Raw genomic sequence first — 23,349 nt, 5'->3', positions numbered from 1 at the left:
GGTCACCGGTGCGACGTGTACTCCACGACCTGCTGGTACGTCGGCCGGTTCTGCCAGCTGATGTTGCTGTGCTTGATGCCGCCGAGGGTGCGCTGGACGATCGAGTCGGCACACCACTGGTCGCCCGCCGGGCAGGTGTCGTCGCCGGGGTAGACCTGGGCCGCGGTCTTGCCGGCCGCCTCCTTGAGCGTGCTGATCAGGACGTCCCGGCAGGCGCTGAGGCTGCCGCCGCCGCAGTACTTCCGCGCCAGCGGCCCCTGCACGGGCTCACCGAGCACCGCGCGGATGTCCTTGTCGACATAACTCCACCAGCCGTACTGGAAGGAGCTTCCGGCGTGCGAACCGGTCGGGCCGTGCCCGGCGGACGGGGACTCGTCGACCGGCAGGTTGGCGGTGAAGGCGGTGTACAGGGCGCTGCCGAGACCCGGTTCGAACTCGGCCTTCGCCAGCAGCGGCCACCAGGCGTCCAGGATGCGGATGGCGTCGGCGTTGGCGTACGTCTTCGAGCCGGCGGACGTCACCGTGCGCTTGGCGCCCGCGGTCACCCACGCCTGCAGTTTGCTCACCGCCGCGGCGGCCGTGGAGTCGGTCACCGGCGAGCTGTTGATCACCTTCAGCAGCTTCGGCAGCACGTCCTCCGCCCGCAGGTCGGCGAGCCCCGCGTCGGCCATCGCCTTCACCAGCGAGGCCCGTGTGACCCCGCCCGCGGCGACCAGCTTCCTCACCCGGTCGTCCAGGAGGTTGCCCCGGTGGACCGAGCCGTTGCCCCAGGGAGCAGCGGTGTAGTCCTTGGCCTGCTTGTTGTTCCAGGAGACGTAGTAGTCCTGGTCGATGGAGTTGGGGTGGGCGGACGCGGGCGTGTACGCGGCCGTGTTGGTCGTCGGGTCCCAGCCGCGCCACTCGTACGCCGGCCGTGCCCACACCGGGAACTCGGCGTCGACTCCGTCCGCCCGTACCGGGTTGTTCCCGCTGTTGTAGTACGCCGTGTGCTCGGAGTCGGCGTAGAACCAGTTGAAGGTGTAGTTGATGTGCTGCACCGCGCGCTGGAAGTCCTGCGGGCCCTTGACGTAGCCGGGGTCGTTCAGCATCTGGAAGCCGATGATCGAGTCGGCCTCGTGCAGGAAGGACGAGCGCAGGGTGGTGTAGGCGACCTTCTTGCCGCCGACGGTCGCGCGGTACTCGACCGGGCCGTACTCGGTGCGCCAGACCCGCATGGTGTAGGAACCGGCGGCGGTGCCGTCGGCCGTGGTGGGCCTCCAGGCGTTCTTCTGCTCGACCTTCTCCATGGGCGTACAGACACCGCGGTACAGGTAGTGGTAGTCGTCCTGGCACAGTTCGACGGCGTATGTGTCGATGATGTCCTGGCCGGAGGTCGTGGCGCTCCACGAGTAGTCCTGACCGCGCCCGAGCTCGACGTACATGCTCAGGCCCGCGAAGGAGGCGCCACGGGCGCTGATGCCCGGGCCCTGGATCTCCTGGAGCAGGAGCAGCTGCGGTGCGAAGTAGCCGGTCTGCGGGCCGAAGACGGCGACGGGGTGGCCGCTGGCGGTGTGCTTGCCGCTGACCACCAGGGCGTTGGACATGCCGCGTTTGGCCGAGGTGACGGCCGTCTTCGCCGCCGCCGAGGAAGCGCTGGTCGCACGTGACGTGGCAGCGCTGCCGGTGCGGTCGTGGACCAGCGGCTCCCGGACCACCGAGCCGGCGTCGGGCAGGGCCTCGCCCTGCGGGTCGTCGGGCTTGGAGGCGTACGGGAAGCTGCCGTCGTGGACGGTGAGGACCGCCTCGGGGTCGTTGCGCTCGCGGAAGGACTCCCAGACCTTGGTGCCCTCGGCCACGCCGTACTTCTCCTGCGCGGCGAGCAGCGACAGCGCGTTGTCGACCTCGCCGCCGCCTCCGGAGCCGAAGAGGGCGCCGATGACGGAGCCCAGCGCGACCAGGTCGGTGATCTTGAAGTGCTCGATGGTGCCGGCGTTGGTGATCGAGTCCTTGTGGCCGGTGAGGACGTACTCGCCGGGGAAGTAGCGGCCGCTGTCGGAGGCGTCGATGTAGGCGTTGATGCCGTCGAGGTAGGCGCGCGCGTCCGCCAGGGCCAGTTTTCCGCGTTCGCCGTTGGTGGCGACCGCGTTGTCGATCTGGGCCTGCAGATCGGCCTCGGTGTAGGGGGCGTTGCGCCAGAACTGCTGCTCCAGGCCCTGGTTGGCGGGGGCGCCGCCCGCGAAGGAGGTCAACTGGCCGCGGCCGACGTGGCGGAAGACGTCCATCAGCCACAGCCGGTCCTGGGCCGCCGCATAGCCGGCGCCGAACTCCGTGCCGTATCTGGTGGTACCGGTGATGTGCGGGACGCCCGTCTTCTTGTCGCGGACGATCGTGACGTCGCTGCGGCCGGCCGGCTTGAGGGTGGAGGCGACTTGATCGGCGGGAACTCCGAAGGACGCGTCGTTGAAGAAGGTGTTGATCTTTTCGTCGGTGAGTCCGGAGTATCCCGTGGCGAGGTTGGCGTAGGGGCCGAGCTGGTCGTCGGCGTGCTCGGGCTGGGTGCCGAACGCCTGGTTGAGGAGGATCTGGGCGAGGGTGGCGTTGCCGTTCTGACCGGGCGGCAGGATGTCCGAACACCGGCCGCCGCAGTGGTCGTTCGCCGCCGCCGTCGCCTCGGCCGCCGAGGGCTCGGCCGCCACCGCGGGGGAAAACGGCGACAAAAGACCGGCAATCAGGGCGCATACCGATGCCGACTTCAGGAACCCGGGGAATCTCCGGGGAGTTCTCACTCTGTAGAGAGCGTTGCGTGAGGTGCGCCGTGGCATGGCAGCTCCTTGCGACGGGGGTGGGCCGAGGTTACCGCCGGTATCCCCGGGATTGAAGATGAACATGCGTCACTTTTTTGGAGTCAGCACAACAGCCACACGGATCAAAGGCAGTCGACACAGCGGAGTCGCCTCGGCCGGCTTATGGGGGCCATCGGAAATCGGATGGAGCCGATTCGCTTGTCGATACGTCTATTCGGCGACGTCCGTACGACGACGCCGAAGTGACCGGATGACAGGTGCAGGTGTGACGGAGGTGCAGGGCGATGGCCGGTTTCCGGAGTCTGGCGAGACAGGTCCGCGATCCGCGGTGCGACCTGGCGCTGCGGCGGTACTCGCTGCGCAAGTGCCTTGAGCGGTTCGCTCCTTATGGGCACAGAGCTACCTGGGACCATCTGTGCTCCCGATGGGGGTTCGGTCCCGAGGACAGGTCACCCGATCCAGCGCGGCTCGTGGCCGCACTGGACGAGCTGGAACAGGCGCGTTCGGTCTGGCTGGCCTACGAGGTCGAGTTCGCCGAGCGGCGCAAGAAGGAGAAGTACGACGGGCTGCGCAGGCCGGGCAGTGTGGACGACTGGCACCGGCTGACCTGGGGCGGCTTCGGCGTGGCGTGGTGCGACGACCCGCGGGTCCACCCCCGTGAACCGCTGGCCGAGGTGCTGCGCCGCCTGATCGCCGCACTGGAGCGGGAACCGGGCTCGACCTGCCCGGTCTGCGACGGGGAGCGGCTCGTCTGGAAGTACGACCTGGACCACGAGCCCTCGGCGGGCCCGGTCTGCACGGACTGCGGAATCCTGGTCCCGCGCCCCGTGCTCACACCGCAGGCCCTGGCGGCCACCAGGAGCGGACGGCTGCTGGTGTCGGCCTGAGCGGCGATCGAGGAACAGGTGCACGACGGGGGTGCGCCGGGGATGCCGCACCCCCCCCTTTGCCGGGGACCGTTCGGTCCTCAGTCGCAGCACCCGGTCTCCAGCTCGCGCTTCCGGTGCGCCCGGCGGCCGCTCGGGCGGGAACCCCCGGCTTTCCCTGGTTCCGCCATCAGGCGGGAGCCGGTGAGCTTTTCGCCGAAGACGTCGTCCGGATTGGACAGGACGCAGGTGTCGAGCGAGAGACAGCCGCAGCCGATGCAGTCGGTGAGGTGGTCGCGCAGACGGTTCAGCTGCTTGATGCGCTCGTCGAGCTCGGACCGCCAGGCCTCGGAGAGCCGGGCCCAGTCCTCGCGCGTCGGCGTGCGTTCCTCGGGCAGCTCGGCGAGCGCCTCCCGGATCGTGGCCAGCGGGATGCCGACCCGCTGCGCGGCGCGCACGAAGGCGACCCGGCGCAGTGCGTCACGACTGTAGCGCCGCTGGTTGCCCGACGTGCGGCGGCTGCCGATCAGGCCCTTGGACTCGTAGAAGTGCAGGGCGGAGACCGAGGCACCGCTGCGCGCGGCGAGCTGGCCGACCGTTAGCTCGTGGATCTTCTCTGGAATCTGGGGCACTCCCCGAACCCTACCCACCCGTCCCCGCCCGAGTGGCGTTGACAGGCGCTTCGCGGCCGACCATGCTAAGCAGTCGCTTAGAAGGTCGCCCGGTGTGGGCGGCCAGGGCGACCAGACCTTGTGACGCGGGAGGCCGGGACATGGCAGAGCCGAGGATCTTCACGTCCACCGACGACCTGAAGGCGGCGGTGGGCGAGCAGCTGGGGTACACCGACTGGCTGGAGATCGACCAGAAGCGGATCGATCTGTTCGCGGAGGCGACCGGCGACCACCAGTGGATCCACGTGGACCCCGAGAAGGCCGCCACGGGCCCGTTCGGCACGACCATCGCGCACGGCTACCTCACCCTCTCGCTGCTCCCCCTGTTCAGTCCGCAGCTGATCGGCGTCGAGGGCGTGCGGATGGGCGTCAACTACGGCACCAACAAGGTCCGTTTCCCCGCCCCCGTCCCGGTGGGCTCGCGGCTGCGCGCGACCGCGAAGATCAGCGGTGTCGAGGACGTCGAGGGCGGGGTCCAGGTGACCGTCGCCTTCACCGTGGAGCGCGAGGGCGGCGAGAAGCCGGTGTGCGTGGCGGAGTCCGTCTCGCGCTACTACCTCTAGTACAGCCAGGACACGCAGATCACTTGACCCCGACCATCCGCAGCACGAGGTCGGCGTAGAGCGCGCCGACCTCCTCGGGGGTGCGGGGGCCGTCGACGTTGAACCAGCGGGCGACGTCGATGCACAGCGACAGGATGGCGAGCGTGGTGCCCTTGACGTCGAGCACGTCGAACTCACCCGCCGCCACACCGTCCTCGATGATCCCGCGCACCTGGGCGTCGACCTCGCGGCGCAGTGCGAGGATCTCGGCGCGGGCGTCCGGGCCGAGCGAGTCCAGCTCGTACTGCACGACCCGTGCGGTGGTGCGGCCCCCGGCGTGCCAGCGCACGAAGGAGCTCACGGCGTCGGCGAGCCGCTCGGTGGCACTGCCCTCGCGCCGGGCCGCCGTACGCAGGATGTCGAGCGCCTTCTCGTGCCCGATCCTGCTGATGCGGTGCAGCAGCTCTTCCTTGGTCTTGTAGTGGATGTAGAGCGCGGCCGGGCTCATGCCGGCGCGACCCGCGATGTCCCGGGTCGTGGTGGCGTGGTAGCCGCGCTCGGCGAACGCCTCCACGGCGGCCAGCAGCAGCCGCCGGGCCGCGTCCGGGGTGACCTCGCCCCACGGCTCACTCTCGCCGTCGGCCGTGTCCTGCGCCGTACTCATCGCTCGCTCGCCCCTCTCCACTGGCAGGGGTAACACCATACCGCCCAGGCTGAGCGAGCGCTTAGCGTGCCCGCCGGGACGAGTGACCGAGGTCGGTGTCTGCCGGGTCAGTGCTTCTCGAACGGGCCGTACACCCGGGCCGAGGGCTCCTGCCGGTCCCGGATCACCTTGGCGAGCGTGAAGGCGGAGGTGACCAGGTAGAGGACGGCGATCGCCAGGAAGGCCCGCACCCAGGCGTCGGCCTTGAGGTTGTAGATGCCGATGGCGGTGGCGGCCATGGCGACCGCGAAGGAGGCCACGGCCTGCCCGTAGAAGGCGGCCGTGTTCTGCTGCTTGACCGGTGTCTCGCTCATGGGGTCATGTTGCGGCGGACGTGGTCCGCGCCACATCCGCCGAAGTACTCAGGCCGTACTCAGAACGCCGAAACGCCGGTCAGCGCACGGCCGATGACCAGCTTCTGGATCTGGCTGGTGCCCTCGTAGAGGGTCATCACGCGGGCGTCGCGGAGCAGCTTGCCCGCCGGGTACTCGTCGATGTAGCCGTAGCCGCCGAAGACCTGGAGGGCGTTGTTGGCGGCGCGGACGGCCGCCTCCGAGGCGAACAGCTTGGCCTTGGAGGACTCGACGGCGAACGGCAGCCCGCGGTCGATCAGGTCGGCGACCCGCCAGGTGAGCAGCCGGGCCGCGTCCACGTCCACGGCGATGTCGCTGATCAGCTCCTGCACCAGCTGGTGGTGGGCGATGGTCTTCCCGAACTGCTCGCGCTCGCCGGCGTACCGCACCGCCGCCTCGAGCGCGGCCCGGGCTATGCCGACGCAGCCCGCCGCGACCGACATCCGCCCCTTGGCCAGGGCGGACATGGCGACGGAGAAGCCGCGCCCCTCCTCGCCCAGCATCGCGGAGGCGGGGACCCGTACGTCCTCGAAGACCAGCTCGGCGGTGGCCTGACCGCGCAGGCCGAGCTTGCCGTGGATGATGCGGCGGGTCAGACCGGCGGTGTCGGTGGGGACGAGGAAGGCGGAGACGCCCCGGTGGCCGGGGGCGTCCGTGGAGCGGGCGAACAGCAGGACGACATCGGCCCAGGTGCCGTTGGTGATGAACGTCTTGGTGCCGTTGATCACGTAGTCGCCGCCGTCGCGGACCGCGCGGGTGGCGAGGTTGCCGGCGTCGGATCCGGTCCCCGGTTCGGTGAGGCCGAAGCAGCCCACCAGCTCGCCGGAGGTGAGCCCCGGCAGCCAGTGCCGCTTCTGCTCCTCGCTCCCCCGGGCGGCGACGGTCTTGGCGACAAGACCCAGCGAGACGGACACGATCCCGCGCACGGACGAGTCCCCGCGGCCGAGTTCCTCCGTCACCAGGCAGTAGGCGAGGTGGTCGCCGCCCGAACCGCCGTACTCCTCGTCGATGGTCAGCCCCAGGAAACCGACCTCGCCGAGCTTCTTGACGATCGACCGGTCCACTTCCTCGGCGCGGTCCCAGGTGACGACGTTCGGAGCGATCTCGCGCGTCACGAAGTCCTCGGCGAGCCGGCGGACGGCCTCCTGCTCCTCACTGAGCTCCAGGTTCACGCGTCACCTCGTCTGATCACCGCAGTTGAGTTGGATGCCGAACGGTAAATTAGCACTGCTAGTTTCCGGCCGCAGCCCTACTATGTGCGCCATGGCCCGACCGCGCAAGCCCCTGCTGAGCACCGACCGGATCGTCGAGACGGCGCGCACGCTGGTGGACGCGGAGGGCCTCGCGGCCGTCTCCACGCGCCGGCTCGCGGCGGAGCTGGGGGTCAGCGGGCCGTCGCTGTACAACCACTTCCGCACCAAGGACGAGATCCTGGAGGCGGTCGCCGACTCGGTGAGCGCCCAGGTCGACCTGTCGATGTTCGAGGACGGCCGGCACTGGCGGACCGCGCTCCACGACTGGGCCGTCTCCTACCGCGCCGCCCTGCGCGACCACCCGAACATCGTCCCGGTCCTCGCCAGCGGGCCCGGTCGCCGCCCGGCCGCGCTGCGCCTCGCCGACGCCGTCTACGGCGCGATGGTCGACGCGGGCTGGCCGCCGGCGCACGCCACCTCCATCGGCGCGCTGATGCGGTACTTCATCATGGGCTCCGCCCTCGGCTCCTTCGCCGGGGGTTTCGTGGACGACGCGAGCGCGTACGACCCCGCCGACTACCCGCACCTCGGGCAGGCCCATCTCCTCGCCGAGCAGCAGGAGAAGATCGACGAGCGGGCGTTCGAGACCGGACTGACGGCGTTGCTGGACGGGCTGGCCCGGCAGTACGAGCAGGTCAAGCGGACGGTGTAGGCACGCTTCGGTGGGTGCCGAAGCGTGCGTGGCCCATCCTGGGACGCATGACGACCAGGGACCCCCAGGCGCCGCACGTGGCCCGGCTCGCCGGGCTGATCGCCGACGAGACGCGGGCCGCGTGTCTGCTGGCGCTGCTCGACGGGCGGGCGTGGACCGCCGGTGAGCTGGCACGGCACGCGGGGGTGGCGGCGTCCACGCTCAGCGAGCACTTGGGCAAACTCGTCGCGGGCGGTCTGCTCGCCGAGGAACGGCAGGGGCGGCACCGGTACGTCCGGCTGGCCGACGCGCGGCTCGCCCAGCTGCTGGAGGACCTGGCCGCGCAGGTCTCCCCCGATGCGGTCGTACGGCCACGGAATCTGCGGGAGTCCAGCGCCGGCTCGGCGATGGCCCGCGGCCGCACCTGCTACGACCATCTCGCCGGGCGGCTCGGCATCGCGGTCACGGACGCGCTGACCGGCCTGGAGCTGTTGCGCCAGGACACGGGCTTCGCACTCACCGACGCGGGGCTGGCCTGGTTCGACACCGTCGGCATCCGCCTCGACCGCACCGGCCGGCGGCCCCTGGCCCGGGCCTGCCTCGACTGGACCGAACGCCGCCCCCACCTCGCGGGCGTCGCGGGCGCGGCCCTGTGCCGGCACGCCCTGGACGCGGGCTGGTGCGTACGCATCGGCTCCGAACGGGCGGTGCAGGTGACGGCGACCGGCGAACGCGCGCTGTCGGAACTGCTCGGCATCGAAACGCGGTCGCTGCGCTAGCCGGGCCGACGCCGGGCACGGGTGCCCGGTGCCTGCGCCGCCGGCCGCCCCAGCCGGTGGCGAGGACCGCGCATCCCCGACCCGGTCGTCCGAAATCCGCGAGCGGCCGCATCCGCCTCCCACCTAGCCTCTGGAGCATGATGAACGCCTCCCCCGCCCGCCCGTCCCGTCGTCCCGAGCTGCTCGCTGCCGGTGCCGCCACGGTCACCGTGGTGCTCTGGGCCTCCGCGTTCGTGTCGATCCGCAGTGCGGGCGCCTCCTACTCGCCGGGTGCGCTGGCGCTCGGGCGGCTGTCGGCCGGGGCGCTGGCGCTGGGTGTGATCTGCCTGGTACGGCGGGAGGGGTGGCCGCCGCGGTCGGCCTGGCGCGGCATCGCGATATCCGGCGTGCTGTGGTTCGGCTTCTACATGGTGGCCCTCAACTGGGGCGAGCAGCAGGTGGACGCCGGTACGGCCGCCCTGGTGGTGAACATCGGGCCGATCCTGATCGCCCTGCTCGGTGCCAGGCTGCTCGGCGACGCCATGCCGCCGCGGCTGCTGGCGGGGATGGCGGTGTCGTTCGCCGGAGCGGTGACCGTGGGGCTGTCGATGTCGGGCGAGGGCGGTTCCTCGGTGCTCGGGGTGGTGCTGTGCCTGCTGGCCGCCGTCGGCTACGCCGCCGGTGTCGTCGCGCAGAAGCCGGCGCTGGGCCGGGCGAGCGCGCTGCAGGTGACGACGTTCGGGTGTCTCGTCGGGGCGGTGGTCTGTCTGCCGTTCGCCGGTCAGCTGGTCCAGGAGGCGGCCGACGCGCCGGTCTCCGCCACGCTCAACATGGTCTACCTGGGCGTGTTCCCGACCGCGCTGGCCTTCACGACGTGGGCGTACGCCCTGGCCCGTACGACCGCCAGTCGCATGGGCGCGACCACGTACGCCGTCCCCGCCCTGGTCGTCCTGATGTCGTGGCTGGCGCTCGGCGAGGTGCCGGGGCTGCTCACGCTGGCGGGGGGTGCGCTGTGCCTGGCGGGCGTCGCGGTGTCCCGGTCGCGGGCGCGGGCCGCGGCGCCGGAGGACGTTCCGGAGCCGCGGCCCGAGCGGGCGTCGGGTTCGCGGTCAGCGTGAACCGGCCCGGCCGGCGAGCACCTTGATGGAGGCCAGGGCGATCACGGCGAGCACGATGATGTAGCCGGACACGGCCATCGAGGTGCCCGTCGCCTCCAGGAGCAGCACCATCACGAAGGGCGCGAGCCCACCGCCGCAGACGGCCGCGATCTGGTAGCCGAGGGAGGCTCCGGTGTAGCGCATCTCGGGCGTGAACAGCTCGGCGAACAGGGCGGCCTGGGGGCCGTACATGATGCTGAGGAAGCAGCTGGCGACGAACGTGCCGACCGCCAGCCACAGCAGCGAGCCGGTGTCGATCAGCAGGAACATCGGTACGGCCCACAGGGCGATGCCGACCGCGCCGAGCGCGTAGATCCGGATGCGGCCGATGCGGTCGGAGAGCGCGGCGGCGGCCGGGATCAGCACCAGCTGGGTGAGGCTGACGCAGAGGGAGACGGTGAGGACAGCGCCGCGCTCCATGCCGAGTGCGCGGGTGGTGTAGTCGAGGACGCCGGTGATGAGGATGTAGAAGGCCGCGGTGTTCACGGCGAAGGAGCCGCCCGCGAGCAGGACCGTGCCGAGGTGGTCCCGCAGGATCGTGCGCAGCGGGGAGGTCTGTTCCGCCTTCTCCTTCTCGGCCAGCGCCTTCTCGGCCTCCCGGAACGCGGGCGTCTCCTCGACGCGGGTGTGGATGTACCAGGCGAGGGCCAGGACGAACAGGCCGACGAGGAACGGGACGCGCCATCCCCAGGCCGCGAACGCGGAGTCCGTGGTGAGCGCGCCGGCCACCAGGAAGACGGTGTTGGCGCTGACCACGCCGATGGGGACGCCGAGCTGGACGACGCTGCCGTAGACGCCGCGCTTGCCCTCGGGGGCGTACTCGGTGGCCAGCAGCATCGCGCCGCCCCACTGGGCGCCGACCGCGATGCCCTGCATGACGCGGAAGGCGACCAGCAGGATCGGCGCGGCGACGCCGATCGTGTCGTAGGTCGGGAGCAGGCCGATTCCCGTGGTGGCCAGGCCCATCAGGGTGAGGGCGAGGACCAGCATCGGCTTGCGGCCCCGCTTGTCGCCGAGCTGGCCTGCGACGATGCCGCCGAGGGGGCGGGCCAGGAAGCCGACGGCGAAGGTGGCGAAGGAGGCGAGGACCCCGGCGGTGGGGCTGCCCGCCGGGAAGTACAGATCGCCGAGGACGAGGGCGGCGGCTATGCCGAAGACGAAGTAGTCGTACCACTCCACCGCCGAGGCGAGGGCCGCCGCGGTGGCGACGCGGCGGCGGTTGCCCGTGGGAAGAGCGGTGGGGGTCAGCGGCTGAGCGGAAGGGGCCGTGTCCATACGTGCACACTCCGGTGGGTGCGGGGACGGAGCCGGGGGGTGGCTTGGGTTCCGGGAACGTACTGACCGGACGGTATGGCCGTCAACGGGTCGTGCGGCAGGACTTTTACCTGTACGTGGCACCGGTAGCGGTGCGCGGGCACGACTCGGGCCCCGGCGTCGCTCGGACGCCGGGGCACACACCGGTGGGCGCTGGTCCTGGCCTAGAAGACCACCAGCGCCCGGCCGCCCTTGCCGGCCAGCATGTTCTCGAAGGCCGCCGGGATGCCGTCCAGGGCGATGCGTTCGGTCACCAGGGCGGCCAGGTCCAGGCGGCCGGCCCGGACGTGGCCGGCCAGCACCGGCAGGTCCTGTGCCGGGTCGCAGTTGCCGTAGACGCAGCCGGAGAGGGTTCTGCCCCAGTGGAAGATCTCCAGGGCGTGGAAGGTGACCTCCTGGTCCTTGCCGCCGATGCCGACGACCGTGGTCCGCCCACCGCGCCGGGTGGAGTCCCAGGCCGTGCGGATGGTGGCCGCGCGGCCCACGCACTCGACGGCCACGTCGACGCCCTGCTTGCCGGTGCGGGCGCGGATCTCGCGGGCCGTGTCCTCCGACCCGAGGACGTAGTCGGTGGCGCCTGCCGCGCGGGCCAGTTCCTCCTTCTGCGGGGAGACGTCCACCGCGATGATCTGCGAGGCGCCCGCGATACGGGCGGCCTGCAGCGTCGCGAGCCCCACTCCCCCGACGCCGAACACCGCCACCGTCTCGCCCGGCCGGACCCGCGCCGAGTGGTGGACGGCGCCGTAGCCGGTGAGGACGGCGCAGCCGAGGAGGGCCGCGTCGGTGAGCGGGACACCGTCCGGGAGGGGCAGGACGCAGGACGCGGAGACCACCGTCTCCTCGGCGAAGGCGGCGACGTTCAGGCCGGGGTGCAGGTCGGTGCCGTCGGCGGTACGGGCGTACACGCCGGCGGCGCCGTTCAGCGCGTTGGCGCACAGCCAGACCTCGCCGAGGGTGCAGGCGTGGCAGGTGCCGCAGGAGGGCGCCCAGTTGAGGACGACCCGGTCGCCGGGCGCGACCCGGGTGACGCCCTCGCCGACGGCGACGACCGTGCCCGCGCCCTCATGTCCGAGGACGGCGGGGACCGGGACCCGCATGGTGCCGTTGGTCAGGGACAGGTCGGAGTGGCAGACGCCGGCGGCGGCGAGCCGGACGCGGACCTGGCCGGGGCCGGGGTCCGGCAGGTCGATGGAGGTGATCTCCAGTGGTGAGCCGATGGCGGGCAGGACGGCGGCGCGGACAGCCATGACGGAGGCGACTCCCCTAGAACTGGAGGGACTTGGTCTGGAGGTACTCGGTCAGGCCGTGCACGCCGAGTTCCCGGCCCACGCCCGACTGCTTGTAGCCGCCGAAGGGGGCCAGCGGGTTGAAACGGCCGCCGTTGATGTCGACCTGGCCGGTCTCCATACGGCGGGCGAAGGCCACCGCCTCCCCCTCCTCCCCCGCCCAGACCGCACCCGCGAGGCCGTAGACCGTGCCGTTGGCGATCCGCAGGGCGTCGTCCTCGTCCTCGTAGCGGAGGATCGACAGGACCGGGCCGAAGATCTCCTCCTGCGCGATGGTCATCTCGGGCGTGACGTCGGCGAAGACGGTCGGGCTCACGAAGTAGCCCCGCTCGCGCGGGGATTCGGGACCGCCGGCGACCAGGCGGGCACCCTCCGCCACGCCTTTCTGGATGTAACCCCGCACCCGCTGCTGCTGCTTGGCGTTCACGAGGGGACCGATGCGGTCGCCGTACTTCGCGGCGGCGGCAGCGGCCAGCTCGACGGCCTCGTCGTACTGGGAGCGGTGCACCAGCATCCGCGTCCAGGCGCTGCACGTCTGACCGGAGTTGGACATGACGTTGGCGACACCGGCTTTGACCGCCTTGGCCAGGTCGGCGCCGGGGAGGATGACGTTGGCGGACTTGCCGCCGAGTTCCAGGGCGACCTTCTTGACGGCGGCGCCGGCGGTGGCGGCGATCTGCCGGCCGACGGCGGTGGAGCCGGTGAAGGAGACCAGGTCGACGCCCGGGTGCTCGGCGAGGGCCTGGCCGGCGACCGGGCCGAGGCCGGTGACCAGGTTGAAGACACCCGCCGGGAGGCCGGTCTCGTGCACCGCCTCGGCGAAGAGCTGGGCGGTGAGCGGGGTGTCCTCGGCGGGCTTCAGAACGACCGTGCAGCCTGCGGCGAGGGCGGGGGCGACCTTGGCCACGACCTGGTGCAGGGGGTAGTTCCAGGGGGTGATCGCGCCGACCACGCCGACCGGCTCGTGGAGGACGGTCGAGTTGCCGGCCTTCTCCTCGAAGGCGTACGTGGCCGCCAGTTCGGCGTACGAACCGGCGACCGTGATCGGCAGGCCCACGTGCACCTTCTGCGACAACTCCAGGGGCGAGCCCAGCTCGGCGGTGACGGTCTCGGCGATCTCCTCCTTGCGGGCCGCGAGGACGTCCCTGAGGGCGGCGATGCGCGCGGCCCGCTCGGACGGCGGGGTCGCGGCCCAGCCGGGCAGGGCGGCGCGGGCGGCCCGTACGGCGGCGTCGACGTCCTCTGCGGTGCCCGCGGGGACCTGCCCGATCACCTGCTCGTCGGCCGGGTTCACGACCTCGATCGCGTCCCGGTCGGCGGCGGGGCGCCAGGCGCCGTCGATGTACATGCCGTCGTGTGCCTTCATCGTGCTTCCTCTCCGGGCGGAGCTGCGTCGTCCGGCACACAAACTAGCGGCGTTAGTTTTTGCGCGCCAGACATCACGGTCGCCGTACGCCGGACATCACAGCACGAACCGGGTGTGCCCGGGCTGTGCCGCGCCTCACTCCTCCAGGTCGGGCAGACGGTCCGGGGTGGGGCAGACCCGTTCGCCGTGCTGGTCGAAGACGAAGAGGTGGGCCAGGTCGACGAGGAGCGGGACCTGCATGCCGTGGCGGAGGTCGATGTCGGGGGTGGTGCGGACGATCAGGTCGCCGGGGAGACGCCCCTCGGGCGGCGCGGGCGCCCGGACCGTGTCCGCCGGATGCTCAAGGGTCGCCACCGGACCGGACCGCAGGGAACCCGCCCGCTCCCGGAGGCGGTTCAGGACCGTGCCCTCGCGGCGCCGTCGGCGGTCCGCCCGGGAGGCCGCGTGCGGGGCCTCCAGCTCCGGTACGACGGCGGGGCGCGAGCCGGTGTCGAAGTGGACGAGGACCTCGTGGCCCTGGTACTCCAGGTGCTCCACCAGGCCGGTGATCAGTACCTCGCCGGGACGGGCTGCGGCGGGCTTGGCGATCCGCACGGCCTCCGAGCGCAGGCCCACGATGACCTCGCGGCCCTGCTGTACCCGCAGGAGCTGGTGGTCCAGGGACAGCGGTTCGGGCAGGCGCAGGAACTGCTTGCCCAGGCTGATGGTCATCGCCCCGTCGAGCGGCGCGCGGACGATGCCGCGCAGCAGGTTGATGCGCGGGGTGCCGACGAAGGCGGCGACGAAGACGTTGCTCGGCAGCCCGTACACCTCGCGCGGGGTGCCGATCTGCTGGAGCACGCCGCCGCGCAGGACGGCCACCCGGTCGCCGAGCGACATGGCCTCGGCCTGGTCGTGGGTGACGTACACCGTGGTGACGCCCAGCTCGCGGGTGAGCCCCGAGATCTCGGCGCGCAGGTGGTTGCGGAGCTTGGCGTCCAGGTTGGACAGCGGTTCGTCCATCAGGAAGGCGGAGGGGTGGCGGGCGATGGCCCGGCCCATGGCGACGCGCTGGCGTTCGCCGCCGGAGAGCTGGCCGGGGAAGCGGTCGAGGAGGTCCTCGATGCCGAGCATGCGGGCGGTGGCGTCCACGCGGGGGCTCGGGTCCTCGCCGGGGGCCTCCAGGCGCAGCGGGAAGCCGATGTTGCCCCGGCTGGTCATGTTGGGGTACAGGGCGAAGTTCTGGAAGACCATCGCCATGCGCCGTTCCGAGGGGGGCAGGCCGTTGGCGTACTCGCCGTCCAGCAGCAGTCGGCCCTCGGTGATCTCCTCCAGGCCGGCGATCATTCTGAGCACGGTGGACTTGCCGCAGCCGGAGGGCCCCAGCAGCACGAGGAACTCGCCGGGCGCGATGTCCAGGGACAGCCGGTCCACCACGCGGGCGCCGCGTGTGTAGGTCTTGCTGACGTCGTGCAGCGAGATGGCGCGTGTCATGAGGGTGCCCCCCGGGGGCTCACTGAGCGCTGGTGCTCCGCGGTGGAACGCCTCGTGCGGGTCGCATGGGGCGTGTGGGGCACGGAAACTAACGGAATGTGTGCGGTGGGGGAAGATGCCGGGCGAGATCGGGCTATCCGGTCCAGCTGGTGAGAAGGCGGACACCCGGGTTCACGGGGCGGGTCGGCGGCCGTGGGGCAACCGAGGGGCCGTGAGGATGTCCGGCGGCCCTGCTCCGCGGGCTGCGCGTCTCAGCGGGCGCTGTCCCTCTGCCGCCGTGTCCGGTCGGTGTCCTCGGGGGCCGGCTGGTCCTCGGTGGGCCGGCCCGGTGAGCGCCGGGCGATGCCTGACGACAGCAGCAGCAGTGCGCCGAGCATCACGAACGGCGCGGCCACGCCCGCGATGCCGGCGATGAGGCCCGCGGCGGCGGGGGCGGCGACCTGGCCGAGGCGGTTGCCGGTCAGGCGGAGCGCGAGGGCCGTGGAGCGGGCGTCGTCGGGGGCGGCCTGGACGACGGTCGTCATGGACAGCGGCTGGCCCACGCCGAGGCAGAAGCCGAGGACGGCGAGGATCAGGGCCAGCGCCCACACCGGCACCGGCAGCGCGATGCCCGCGCACAGCAGGGCCGCCAGCAGACAGGTCACGGTGAGCAGCAGGGACCGGCCGAGCAGCCGCAGCAGCGGTGTGAGCACCAGGCGGCAGGCGATGGTGGCCGCCGCCCGCAGACTGAGCAGCAGGCCGATCACGGACGGGGCGATGCCCCGGTCCTCGCCGACGACGGGCAGGTAGGCGGTGAGGATGTCGGTCGCGGAGAGCACGGCCAGGCTGATGAAGATGCCCGCGGGAACGCCCCGGGCCCGCAGGATGCGGCGGACGGGGACGCGTTCCGCTTGTTCCGCAGGGGACTTGTGCGTGGTACGACGCTGCTCTATGCGCCACAGCGATGTGAACGCCACCGCGGCGCCCGCGCCCGCGACGAGCAGGGCCAGCGCGCTGGTGCCCGCCATGTCCCGGCCGCCGATCAGCGCGCCCGCGGCGATGGGGCCGACGAGCTGGCCGAGCGAGGCGCCGATGGTGAAGTGACCGAAGTTGCGGTCCTGTTCGTGCGGCGCGGACTGGCGTGCGACCAGCGACTGGGCGCCGATGACGAAGCAGAGGTGGCCGAGGCCCATCACCCCGCTCCACAGGGCCATGGCCCACAGGGAGTTCGCGAGGCCGCTCAGCGCGCAGCCGCCGGAGATGAGGACCACGCCGACGGGCAGCAGGGGCGCGCACCGGCCGTGGTCGGTACGGCGGCCCAGGGGCACGGCGGCGAACAGCGGCAGCAGCGCGTACACGCCCGCGATGACGCCGACGGCCCGCTCGTCGGCGCCCAGCGCGAGGGCCCGGTAGGAGACGGCGGGCCGGGCCATCGACACCGCCCCCTGCGCGAAGCTGAAGGCGATGACGAGGCGAAGCAGCCAGCCGCGGTTCCCACCGGGCCCCATGGGTCTGTCCTCCTGTTGGGATAAGGCCGTCAGATGATCCCGAAGAGCATTCCTGCCCCGAGGATGACGAGGCATGTGAGCGCGGCCCACTTCACGACGAACTTGGTGTGGTCGCCGAACTCGACCTTGGCCATGCCGACCAGGACGTACACGGCCGGGACGAGCGGGCTGGACATGTGCAGCGGCTGGCCGACGAGCGAGGCGCGGGCCATCTCCAGCGGCGAGACACCGTGCGCGGCGCCCGCCTCGGCGAGGACCGGCAGGACGCCGAAGTAGAAGCCGTCGTTCGACATGAAGTACGTCAGCGGCAGGCTCAGCAGGCCGGTGACGAAGGCCATGTGCGGGCCCATGCTGCCCGGGATGATGTCCACCAGCCACTTGGCCATGTGCTCGACCATGCCGGTGCCCTGCAGCACGCCGGTGAAGACGGCCGCGGCGAAGACCATGCCGGAGACGTTGAGGACGTTGTCGGCGTGCGCGGCGAGCCGCGCCTTCTGGTCCGGGATGTGCGGGAAGTTGACGGTGAGCACGAGCGCGGCGCCGAGCAGGAACAGCACCGGGATCGGCAGCCACTCCATGATCATGGCGGTGAGCAGCACCACCGTGACCAGCGCGTTGAACCAGTACAGCTTGGGTCGCAGGGTGGCGCGGTTCGGGTCGAGGACCTGCATGGCCTTGTCCTCGGCGGAGTCCTCGGGGCCCTCGGAGCCGTCCGAGGCGTCCGAGGCGTCGGTGCCGGACCCGGCGCCGCCCGTGCGTCCGGTCCCCTTGCCGGCGCCCTTGCCCGGCTTCGAGCCGGCGCCCACCAGGACGGTCTCCGACTCCTCGGCCTTCTCCTCCACCAGGACCTCGTCGAGCGTCAGCACACCGAGCCGCTTCCGCTCGCGCAGGCCGAGGAAGTACGCCATGACGAAGACGGCGAGGAGGCCGACGCCCAGCGCGGGGATCATCGGGACGAAGATCTCGCTGGCGTCCACCTTCAGCGCGGTGGCGGCGCGGGCGGTCGGGCCGCCCCACGGCAACGTGTTCATCACGCCGTTGGCCATGGCGGCCACACCGGTCATCACGACCAGGCTCATCTTCAGGCGCTTGTACAGCGGGTACATCGCCGAGACCGTGATCATGAAGGTGGTCGAGCCGTCGCCGTCCAGCGACACGATCGCGGCGAGCACCGCGGTGCCGACTACGATCCGCATCGGGTCGGCTTTGCAGAAGCGGAGGATTCCGCGGACGATCGGGTCGAAGAGACCGACGTCGATCATCACACCGAAGTAGACGATCGCGAACATGAGCATCGCCGCGGTGGGGGCGAGACTGGTCACGCCGTCGATGACGTAGTCGCCGAGCTTGGCGCCCTTGCCGACGAACACGCAGAACAGCGCGGGAATCAGCACGAGCGCCGCGATCGGCGACATCTTCTTCATCATGATCAGGACCAGGAAGGTCGCGATCATGGCGAAGCCGAGGATGGTCAGCATGAGTGGATACCTAACGTTCGCCCTTGAACATCCCACCAGGGCCGGCGGTGCGACGAGACGTTAGGCGCCTTTAAGCAGCGTTAACAAGACGTTGACGTGCGAGCAATAAGCGCAAAACTGCTGGTCACAGCTTTGCTCAGGTCAGAGGCATGAGCTTTTCGGTCATCCGGACCCCTCTTTTCACTCCGCCGGGGCGACGTCGACGGGCACTCCGTTGAGGACGGCGTTGCCCGACAGCGGGTCGAGGAGGCTGCCGTCGAGGAGCTGGTTGACGTTGACGCCGGGGTCGGTGGAGGCGTGGCTCAGGCGGGTGCCGGGCCGGTCGTGACCCCAGCCGTGGGGCAGGCTCACCACGCCCGGACGCACGCCGTCCGTGACCTCGGCGGGGGCGGTCACCTCGCCCCCTGCGCCCTTGACGCGTACGGCGGCCCCGTCGCGCACGCCGAGCCGCTCGGCGTCCTCGGGGTGGATGTGCAGGGTGCAGCGGTTGGAGCCGCCGGTGAGAGCGGGCACGTTGTGCATCCAGCTGTTGTTGGACCGCAGGTGCCGGCGGCCGACGAGGACCAGCCCGTCGGAACGCTCCCGCAACGCCTCCCGCAGCCTCGGCAGGTCGCCGGCGATCGGCTGCGGCAGCAGCTCCACCTTGCCGCTCCGTGTCTTCAGCGGCTGCGGAAGGCGGGGCCGGAGCGGGCCGAGGTCGATGCCGTGCGGGTGCGCGAGCAGCTTGGCCAGGCTCAGCCCGTCGGGTCGTACGCCGAAGCCGTCGCCGTAGGGACCGAGGCGCAGCATCATGTCGAGCCGCCGCTCCGGGCCGCTTTCGCCGGTGAGCTGCGCGGCGAGTTCCCGCGGGTCGCGGCCGTGCACCGGGGAGTGCGGCTCGGTCACCGCCTTGCCGAGGGTGCCGTCGATGACCATCTGGTCCACGGCGGCGGGGTCGGCACCCTGCATACCGGTCACGGCCAGGATCAGCCGGGCCAGGATCTCGGTCTCGGCCATCCGGCCGGGCTCCAACGGAACGGCGGGGCGGGTGTAGCGGACCTGGTTGCGTACGGCGAGGGTGTTGAAGGCGAAGTCGTGGTGCGGGCTCTGCGAGGGCGGGGGCGGCGGCAGCACGACGTCGGCGTGGCGCGAGGTCTCGTTGAGGTACGGGTCGACGCAGACCATGAAGTCGAGCGAGCCCAGGGCCTTGTCGAGCCGGTCGCCGTCGGGTGCGGACAGCACGGGGTTGGCGGCGACGGTGATGACCACGCGGATCGGCTCGCCCTGGTCGGTGGCGGTGTCGATCTCCTCGGCGAGCGCGGAGAGCGGCAACTCCCCCTTGGCCTCGGGGTGTTCGCTGACCCGGGAGTGCCAGCGCCCGAGCGCGAAGCCGCGGCCGGGCCCGGCGGGGCGCGGGGTCTTGTCGGTGGCGGCCTGCGGGAAGAGGGCGCCACCGGGGCGGTCGAGGTTGCCGGTGAGGATGTTCAGGACGTCGACGAGCCAGCTGGCGAGGGTCCCGTGCGGGACGGTGCAGCTGCCGATGCGGCCGTATACGGCGGCGGTGGGGGCGGCGGCGAGTTCGCGGGCCAGGGTGCGGATGACGGAGGCCTCCACGTCACAGGCCGCGGCGACCGCTTCGGGGGTGAAGTCCCGTACGGCGGCTTGCAGTTCCTCGACGCCCTGGACATGTGGGGCGAGGTCGCCGAGGTCGGCCAGGTCCTCCGCGAACAGCACCTGCGCCATCGCCGCGAGCAGCAGCGCGTCGGTGCCGGGGCGGACGGCGATGTGCCGGTCGGCGAGCTTGGCGGTGCGGGTGCGGCGGGGGTCGATGACGGTGAGGGTGCCGCCGCGGGCCTTGAGGGCCTTGAGCCGGCCGGGGAAGTCCGGGGCGGTGCACAGGCTCCCGTTGGACTCCAGGGGGTTGGCGCCGATGAGGAGCAGGTGGTCGGTGTGGTCCAGGTCCGGCACCGGGATGGCGTTGGCGTCGCCGAACAGCAGGCCGCTGGAGACGTGCTTGGGCATCTGGTCGACGGTGGACGCGGTGAAGAGGCTGCGGGTGCGCAGGCCGCCGATCAGGAGCGGCGGGTAGAGGGCCCCGGCCATGGTGTGCACGTTGGGATTGCCGAGGACGACGCCCACCGAGTCCCCGCCGTACCGCTCCACGACGGGCCGGATGCCGGCGGCGACCGCGTCGAAGGCCTCCTCCCAGGTGGCCTCGCGCAGGTCGCCGTCCTTGCGCACCAGCGGGGTGCGCAGCCGGTCTGGGTCGCTCTCGACGGCGCCGAAGGAGGCGCCCTTGGGGCAGATGAACCCCTTGCTGAAGACGTCGTCGCGGTCGCCGCGGGCGCTGGTGACGCGGGTTCCTTCGATGGTGAGCGTCAGGCCGCAGGTGGCCTCGCACAGGGGGCAGATTCGCAGGGCGGTGCGGGACACGGGTCCTCCCGGGGGACGGCGGCAACGGTGACGCGCGAGCGTGCGGCCGAGCATACCGACCGGTATGCACCGTGGGGAGCCCCTCCGAGGTCTCAGTCCAGCACCCGCGCCAGATACGCCCGCAGCAGCTCCCGCGCCTCCTCGATGATCTTGCCGTCACCCTGCGGATCGACCCGGAAGGCGAGGTGGACGAGGGTGTCGGCGGTCTCCACGGCGACGAGGAAGGTACGGCGCAGATCCTCGTCGGGCTCGCGGTCGAGATAGCCGGAGAGCAGCTCGGTGAGACGCTCGGCGACCCGGTGGTTGGGTTCGCCGCCGCGGGCGCCGACCGGGATCTGGTTGCCGAAGTCGACGAGGGAGAAGCCGGGCGCGGTCCGCTTCATGGCCAGGTACTCGTCGAGCACCGCGTCCAGCGCGGCACGCCAGCCGTCGCCGGTCTCGCTCAGGCGCTCGGTGACCCGCTCCGTGTAGCGCTCCAGGTTGCGCTGGGCGAGCGCGTCCGCCATCTGCCGCTTGTTGCCGAAGAAGCGGTAGACGGAGCCGATGGGCACACCGGCGCGCTCGGCGACGGCCCGGGTGCTCAGGCCGTCGTAGCCGACCTCGTCGAGGAGGTCGGCACAGGCGTCCAGGATCCTGGTCAGGCGTTCGGCGCTGCGCCGCTGCACGGGCGCACGGCGTAGCGAGGTCGCGTCGGGCACGGTGTTCATGATGCCTTTCCGCCGCGGTCCGGTGAACGGTGACCCCCTGCACGGGACCGCACACCCGCAGCACTTCCGGCGGTGCTCCCGGTCGCCTCCGGTTCCGGCCCCGTCCGGGACGCCGTGATGTCGGCCGTGCACTCCACCGGCTTTCCGTCGACGGCCCACACCGTGCCGTCGTCGGCGTACAGGCGGGCGGTGACGTGGTGCGTGCCGCGGGGCACGAGGCGGGCGGCGAGGCGGTACTCGGGGGTGCGGAGCCTGGCCACCAGGTCGCCGTCCACGTAGAGGTACGCCACGCCCCGGCCGGCCTCCGCCTTCGTACCGGTCGGCGAGAGGCGGAAGTCGCGGACGGTCAGCCGCACCTCCCAGGCGCCGTCGGCGCCGGGCTGCACCTCGATGCCGACGCCGGGCGCGCCCCGGTCGCCCATGTCCCGGTACTGCCGCCCGTCCTGGTCCGTGTCGTCGAGGAGCCTGCCCATCGGCGAAGGCGTCGCCCCGATGTTCTGCTCCCGCGCATCGCCGGCGCCGCAGCCCGCGGATCCGGTCAGCAGCAGGACACAGACCGCGAGCACGGCCCGAAGTCCCCGTGTCCACGACATGCCGGGGAGCGTAGGACACCGGCCCGGCGCCTCGGATCCCCCTGTGGTCGGGTTCCGCTCCTCCTCCCTGAGGAGGTCACGGAGGTCATGGATCATCCTCCGGCCGTCCTCTTGCGCGCGGGAAACCGCAATCCTACGGTGTTACATAGGAATCAGAGGGCGAGGGAGCGATCATGAGCGGCGACGCGCGGAAGACCGCGGAGGGACTGACCTATCTCTCGGGTTTCGGCAACGAGCACGGCTCCGAAGCCGTACCGGGCGCACTGCCCGAGGGCCGCAACTCACCCCAGCGGGCCCCGCTGGGGCTGTACGCGGAGCAGCTGAGCGGCACGGCGTTCACGGAACCGAGGGCGCACAACCGCCGCTCGTGGCTGTACCGGATCCGCCCGTCGGCCGCGCACCCGGCGTTCACCAGGACACACAACGGCGCGATCCGCACGGCTCCCTTCACGGAGACGGTGCCCGACCCGAACCGGCTGCGCTGGAACCCGCTGCCCGAACCGCCGGCGGACACGGATTTCGTGAAGGGCCTGTGGACCCTCGGCGGCAACGGCGACGCCACCCAGCGCACCGGCATGGCCGTGCACCTGTACCACGCCACGGCGTCGATGGACCGCGTCTTCAGCGACGCCGACGGCGAGCTGCTGATCGTCCCGGAGCGCGGCGGCCTGCTGCTGCGCACGGAGTTCGGGCTGCTGCACGCGGAGCCGGGCCATGTGGCGCTGGTCCCGCGCGGGGTCCGCTTCCGCGTGGAGCTCCTGGACGCCTCGGCCCGCGGTTACGTCTGCGAGAACTACGGCGCGCCCTTCCACCTCCCCGACCTCGGCCCGATCGGCGCCAACGGCCTCGCAGGCGCCCGGGACTTCAAGGCCCCCGTGGCCGCGTACGAGGACGTCGAGGGCCCGGTGGAGGTGGTGAACAAGTTCTGCGGCAACCTCTGGACGGCCCGTTACGACCACTCGCCGCTCGACGTGGTCGCCTGGCACGGCAACTACGTCCCGTACGTCTACGACCTGCGCCGCTTCAACGTCATCGGGACGATCTCGTACGACCACCCGGACCCGTCGATCTTCACGGTGCTGACGTCCCCGTCGGACACCCCGGGCCTGGCGGGCGTCGACTTCGTGGTCTTCGCGCCGCGCTGGCTGGTGGGCGAGGACACCTTCCGGCCGCCGTACTTCCACCGGAACGTGATGAGCGAGTACATGGGCCTGATCGAGGGCGCCTACGACGCCAAGGCCGCTGGTCCAGGGGGCTTCGTGCCGGGCGGCGGCTCGCTGCACAACATGATGTCGGCGCACGGACCGGACCGGGAGACGTTCGAGAAGGCGAGCGCGGCCGAGCTGAGGCCGCAGAAGATCGACGACGGGCTGGCGTTCATGTTCGAGACCCGCTGGCCGGTGACGCTGACACCGCACGCGGCGCGGGCGGAGCACCTGCAGCGGCGGTACGACGACGTCTGGCAGGGCCTCGAACGGCATTTCGGCCCCTTGCACTGATCCGTCCCGGCCGGTAC

General features: G+C 71.7%; 20 protein-coding genes. 6 read left to right on the top strand and 14 right to left on the bottom strand.

The features are described 5' to 3' along the window. Positions 1 to 2: 2 nt before the first annotated feature. Complete coding sequence (locus NW895_RS13175) at positions 3 to 2,801, bottom strand: penicillin acylase family protein (RefSeq protein ID WP_289935663.1); 2,799 nt, start codon at positions 2,799 to 2,801, stop codon at positions 3 to 5. A gap of 266 nt (positions 2,802 to 3,067) precedes the next feature. Here NW895_RS13175 and NW895_RS13170 point away from each other — a divergent pair, with 266 nt between their 5' ends. Next, positions 3,068 to 3,670, top strand: a complete 603-nt coding sequence (locus NW895_RS13170; protein WP_289935662.1) for a hypothetical protein — start codon at positions 3,068 to 3,070, stop codon at positions 3,668 to 3,670. Between the two features lie 80 nt (positions 3,671 to 3,750). Here NW895_RS13170 and soxR read toward each other — a convergent pair whose 3' ends face one another. Then, positions 3,751 to 4,281, bottom strand: a complete 531-nt coding sequence (gene soxR, locus NW895_RS13165) for a redox-sensitive transcriptional activator SoxR (RefSeq protein WP_289935661.1) — start codon at positions 4,279 to 4,281, stop codon at positions 3,751 to 3,753. A gap of 140 nt (positions 4,282 to 4,421) precedes the next feature. On the opposite strand from soxR, the gene NW895_RS13160 reads away from it, so the two are divergent. Beyond that, the gene (locus tag NW895_RS13160; RefSeq protein ID WP_289935660.1) at positions 4,422 to 4,883 is read left to right on the top strand and encodes a MaoC family dehydratase; all 462 of its coding nucleotides are present in this window, start codon (positions 4,422 to 4,424) and stop codon (positions 4,881 to 4,883) included. A gap of 19 nt (positions 4,884 to 4,902) precedes the next feature. Here the strand turns inward: NW895_RS13160 and NW895_RS13155 are convergent, their stop codons facing one another. The 3 genes from NW895_RS13155 to NW895_RS13145 all read right to left on the bottom strand — a co-directional run bounded on the left by NW895_RS13155 (position 4,903) and on the right by NW895_RS13145 (position 7,090). Next, entirely contained in the window at positions 4,903 to 5,526 is a 624-nt protein-coding gene (locus tag NW895_RS13155; protein WP_289935659.1) for a TetR/AcrR family transcriptional regulator, read from the bottom strand. A gap of 107 nt (positions 5,527 to 5,633) precedes the next feature. Next, positions 5,634 to 5,879: a YiaA/YiaB family inner membrane protein gene (locus NW895_RS13150; protein WP_289935658.1), complete on the bottom strand. Its 246-nt coding sequence runs from the start codon at positions 5,877 to 5,879 to the stop codon at positions 5,634 to 5,636. A gap of 59 nt (positions 5,880 to 5,938) precedes the next feature. Further along, complete coding sequence (locus tag NW895_RS13145; protein WP_289935657.1) at positions 5,939 to 7,090, bottom strand: acyl-CoA dehydrogenase family protein; 1,152 nt, start codon at positions 7,088 to 7,090, stop codon at positions 5,939 to 5,941. A 91-nt stretch (positions 7,091 to 7,181) separates the two neighbouring features. On the opposite strand from NW895_RS13145, the gene NW895_RS13140 reads away from it, so the two are divergent. The 3 genes from NW895_RS13140 (at position 7,182) to NW895_RS13130 (ending at position 9,678) form a co-directional block, all read left to right on the top strand. Continuing rightward, positions 7,182 to 7,823 (top strand): TetR/AcrR family transcriptional regulator, encoded by a 642-nt coding sequence (locus NW895_RS13140; protein ID WP_289935656.1) that lies wholly within the window; start codon positions 7,182 to 7,184, stop codon positions 7,821 to 7,823. Between the two features lie 47 nt (positions 7,824 to 7,870). Further along, on the top strand, positions 7,871 to 8,581 hold the full coding sequence (locus NW895_RS13135; RefSeq protein ID WP_289935655.1) for a winged helix-turn-helix domain-containing protein: 711 nt from the start codon (positions 7,871 to 7,873) through the stop codon (positions 8,579 to 8,581). A gap of 140 nt (positions 8,582 to 8,721) precedes the next feature. Next, positions 8,722 to 9,678, top strand: coding sequence for a DMT family transporter (locus NW895_RS13130; protein WP_289936007.1), 957 nt, complete (start codon positions 8,722 to 8,724; stop codon positions 9,676 to 9,678). Here NW895_RS13130 and NW895_RS13125 read toward each other — a convergent pair. The 9 genes from NW895_RS13125 to NW895_RS13085 form a co-directional block, all read right to left on the bottom strand. Further along, positions 9,670 to 10,992, bottom strand: a complete 1,323-nt coding sequence (locus NW895_RS13125) for an MFS transporter (RefSeq protein ID WP_289935654.1) — start codon at positions 10,990 to 10,992, stop codon at positions 9,670 to 9,672. The genes NW895_RS13130 and NW895_RS13125 overlap by 9 nt on opposite strands. A gap of 203 nt (positions 10,993 to 11,195) precedes the next feature. Continuing rightward, positions 11,196 to 12,278, bottom strand: a complete 1,083-nt coding sequence (locus NW895_RS13120) for a Zn-dependent alcohol dehydrogenase (protein WP_289935653.1) — start codon at positions 12,276 to 12,278, stop codon at positions 11,196 to 11,198. 16 nt (positions 12,279 to 12,294) lie between these two features. Then, on the bottom strand, positions 12,295 to 13,683 hold the full coding sequence (locus tag NW895_RS13115; protein WP_289935652.1) for an aldehyde dehydrogenase family protein: 1,389 nt from the start codon (positions 13,681 to 13,683) through the stop codon (positions 12,295 to 12,297). A gap of 135 nt (positions 13,684 to 13,818) precedes the next feature. After that, on the bottom strand, positions 13,819 to 15,156 hold the full coding sequence (locus NW895_RS13110) for an ABC transporter ATP-binding protein (RefSeq protein ID WP_289935651.1): 1,338 nt from the start codon (positions 15,154 to 15,156) through the stop codon (positions 13,819 to 13,821). A 251-nt stretch (positions 15,157 to 15,407) separates the two neighbouring features. Next, a complete protein-coding gene (locus tag NW895_RS13105) occupies positions 15,408 to 16,643 on the bottom strand; it encodes an MFS transporter (RefSeq protein ID WP_289935650.1) in 1,236 nt (411 codons plus the stop codon). Between the two features lie 29 nt (positions 16,644 to 16,672). Then, complete coding sequence (locus tag NW895_RS13100; RefSeq protein WP_354670086.1) at positions 16,673 to 18,157, bottom strand: CitMHS family transporter; 1,485 nt, start codon at positions 18,155 to 18,157, stop codon at positions 16,673 to 16,675. Between the two features lie 144 nt (positions 18,158 to 18,301). Further along, positions 18,302 to 20,533: a molybdopterin oxidoreductase family protein gene (locus NW895_RS13095; protein ID WP_289935648.1), complete on the bottom strand. Its 2,232-nt coding sequence runs from the start codon at positions 20,531 to 20,533 to the stop codon at positions 18,302 to 18,304. 92 nt (positions 20,534 to 20,625) lie between these two features. Further along, positions 20,626 to 21,240 (bottom strand): TetR/AcrR family transcriptional regulator, encoded by a 615-nt coding sequence (locus NW895_RS13090; protein ID WP_289935647.1) that lies wholly within the window; start codon positions 21,238 to 21,240, stop codon positions 20,626 to 20,628. After that, positions 21,237 to 21,833: a hypothetical protein gene (locus NW895_RS13085; RefSeq protein WP_289935646.1), complete on the bottom strand. Its 597-nt coding sequence runs from the start codon at positions 21,831 to 21,833 to the stop codon at positions 21,237 to 21,239. Before NW895_RS13085 ends, NW895_RS13090 begins: the two co-directional genes overlap by 4 nt. 173 nt (positions 21,834 to 22,006) lie before the next feature. Here NW895_RS13085 and hmgA point away from each other — a divergent pair, with 173 nt between their 5' ends. Next, positions 22,007 to 23,332 carry a homogentisate 1,2-dioxygenase gene (hmgA, locus tag NW895_RS13080; protein ID WP_289935645.1) on the top strand — a complete coding sequence of 442 codons (1,326 nt, stop codon included), beginning with the start codon at positions 22,007 to 22,009 and terminating at the stop codon, positions 23,330 to 23,332. Positions 23,333 to 23,349 lie beyond the last annotated feature (17 nt).

This window comes from Streptomyces sp. S.PNR 29 (assembly GCF_030386795.1).
Lineage (GTDB): Bacteria > Actinomycetota > Actinomycetes > Streptomycetales > Streptomycetaceae > Streptomyces.
The sequence above is the reverse complement of the archived record's forward strand: the minus strand, read 5'-3'. Positions and strand labels throughout refer to the sequence as shown.